The organism is Campylobacter showae CC57C (genome assembly GCF_000344295.2).
GTDB lineage: Bacteria > Campylobacterota > Campylobacteria > Campylobacterales > Campylobacteraceae > Campylobacter_A > Campylobacter_A showae_B.
On sequence record NZ_AOTD01000082.1, the window covers coordinates 1 to 2,868 of the forward strand.

At 48.0% G+C, this 2,868-nt stretch carries 2 protein-coding genes; both read right to left on the reverse strand.

Translation table 11 applies throughout. The features are described 5' to 3' along the window. Window positions 1-230: 230 nt before the first annotated feature. Window positions 231-1,505 (reverse strand): citrate synthase, encoded by a 1,275-nt coding sequence (locus H740_RS03310; RefSeq protein WP_002951285.1) that lies wholly within the window; start codon window positions 1,503-1,505, stop codon window positions 231-233. Then, entirely contained in the window at window positions 1,502-2,674 is a 1,173-nt protein-coding gene (locus tag H740_RS03315) for a cation:proton antiporter (RefSeq protein ID WP_002951286.1), read from the reverse strand. Before H740_RS03315 ends, H740_RS03310 begins: the two co-directional genes overlap by 4 nt. Between the last annotated feature and the right edge of the window lie 194 nt (window positions 2,675-2,868).

The following is a 2,868-nucleotide window of genomic DNA, read 5'->3' on the forward strand; positions in this document are numbered from 1 at the left end:
CGACGTGAGAGGTGGCGACACTGCTTTGCTACCGCAAAGCGTCGCAATTTTGTAAATTTTATGGAGTTAAATTTGTAAATTTGACTTCAAATTCGAACGCAAATCGATAAGCGGATGTATTTTGCGATGAATTTAAATGTTGCGACGGAAATTTTGAGCAAGACTAGACAAATAGTCTGTCGCAGCTCAAAATTTTCTAGCTCATTTAAAGGCGCGCAAAAGACAACGCGTCACTTCGGCGTTCTGTTTGTCTCTCCGACGTACAGCTGTCTTGGACGTACTATCTTTATACTCTCCTGCTCTTTTAGCTCTATCCACTGGCTGATCCAGCCCGGGATCCTGCCGATGACGAAGATGACTGCAAACATATCGTTTGGTATGCTAAGGGCTTTTAAAATCAGTCCCGAGTAAAAATCGACGTTCGGATAGAGGTTGCGCGAGATGAAATACTCGTCGTTTAGCGCGATCTCTTCGACCTTTTTGGCGATTTTTAGAAGCTCGCTGTTTATGCCGATCTCGTCAAATAGCTGGTCGCACATAGATTTTAGCACCTTGGCGCGCGGATCGAAGTTTTTATACACGCGGTGACCAAATCCCATCAGCCTAAACGGATCGTTTTTGTCTTTGGCGCGGGCGATGTATTTATCGACGTTTTCGACCGAGCCGATCTGCTCTAGCTGGCGGATGACGCCCTCGTTCGCGCCTCCGTGAGCCCAGCCCCATAGCGCTCCGATACCCGCGGCGATACATGCGTACGGGTGCGCGTGCGTCGAGCCTACGGTGCGTACGGTCGTCGTGGAGGCGTTTTGCTCGTGGTCGGCGTGCAGCATAAAGACCGTATCAAGCGCCTTTACTTCGATCGGGCGCAAATTTACGTGCTCGTACGGGTAGCTCCTCATCATGTAGAGGAAATTTTCCGTAAAGCCGCGGTCTAAATTTGGATAAATGATCGGCAGTCCGCGCGAAAATCTATAAGAAAACGCCGCTATGGTCGGGATTTTGGCGATTATTCGCATCGCCATTTCGTGGTACTCCTCTGGCTTGTCCATATTTAGGTGGTCGGAGTAAAACGCCGAGAGCGCCGCAACTGCTGCCTGCAGGATCGCCATCGGGTGCGCCTTATCGGGAAACGCGTCAAAGAGCTTCATCATGCCCTCGTGGATGAAGCTACGCTTTTTAAGCTCGAGTTTAAAGGCATCGTACTGCTTTTCGTTTGGCAGCTCTTTGTTTAGCAGTAGATACGCAACGTCGATAAAGGTCTTGTGCTCGGCGAGATAGGCGATGTCGTAGCCGCGGTACATCAGCTCGCCTTTTAGTCCGTCGATGTAGGTTATCGTGCTCTTGCACATCGCCGTCGAAGTGTAGCCGCGGTCAAACGTAAACATCCCCGTATCGCTAAAAAAGGTCGAGATGTCGATGACGTCGGGCCCCATGGTGCCATGAAGTATCGGAAAGTCGTAGCTTTTGCCGTTTCTGTTGTCGGTTAACGTAACCGTATCGCTCATTTTGGCTCCTTTTGCAAATTTTTATTTTCGTAGCTCATTAGAATTTTGATACAAATCGTTACTATTATAGCCTGAGTTAGGCTCGCTAGTATGAAAGAGAAGTAAAAATTTTCATTTATGCCGCCTGATTTGTAGGCTATGGTAGCAACGGCTATGAGAAGCGTCAGCGGCATCGAGTGTGATAGCGCGAAAAGCACGGTATTTTTTAGCCCTAGGATGTTTAAAAACACCGTGCTAGCCGCTAGCCTAAAGCCTATCATGACGCCAGTTATCAGCGCCGCGTCGCGCACGACCCCGTCTATCATAAAGGCGCTAAGCTTAAACGTCGAGCCGATATGCACGAAAAATGTCGGCACCAAAAAGCCAAAGCCAAAGCTAGCAAGCTTGTGCGGCAGGTCTTTTTTGTGATCGAAAAATGTCGCGATAAAGGTCCCCGCCACAAACGCGCCGAAAGCTATCTCTAAATTTAAATAAAGCATAAGCGCGATGATGCCGAAAAACAGCGCCATACACAGGCGGATGTCTTTTTCGGAGTTGTCGTAGTGGGGCATCAGGATGACGCGTAGCTGCGGATACCACCAAAACAGCACGTTTAGCGTCTTGTACCCGATCGCCGCCGCGGCTAAAAATCCGCTCAAATATATGATCGAAAACGCCAGCTCGCTACCCGCGCCAAATTTCATATACGCGCCGACGAAGGTTAGTAGCGTGATGCTCACGACCTCGCCGATCGAGCCGATGAGCATGCCGATATTTAGCCACGCCTCGTTTTTGCCGTACTCCTTAAACAGCGTAAATATCATACCCACGGCCATCAGCGGCATGATGAGGATAAAAAGGCGGTTTAGATCAAACGAAAACGTCAGCAGCGCCGAGAGTAGGTAGAGTATCGCCAGATAGACGACGCCCGTTTTTAGGATCTTTTTATCTATCGTGAAAAATAGCTTGAGATCGACCTCCGTGCCCGCTAAAAACATGAGGTAGAAAAAGCCGACTTCGCTCACGATTTTAAACATTTCATTGTGCCCGATAAAGCCCAAATACCCGGCTACCGAACCCAAAATAATCTCCACGGGCGCGATAGGGATGCGTAAAATTTTAGAAAAATACGGCGACGTAAAGATGATAAAAGCTAGCGCGATGAGGATATTTAGCCCGTTTGCCTGCAAGAAAGTCCTTTGTAAATGGGGGATTATAGCCTAAGGTTTTTTATTCTTTGATAAATTTGACTCTCTGGGGCTTGTCTCGCGAGTGCTTTTAAATGATTTCGTAAATTTCGCCCTGCGACAGACTATATGTCTAGTCTTGGGACGAAATTTACTTCAAAACATTTAAAATCATCTCGCGATACTTCGCCTTATCT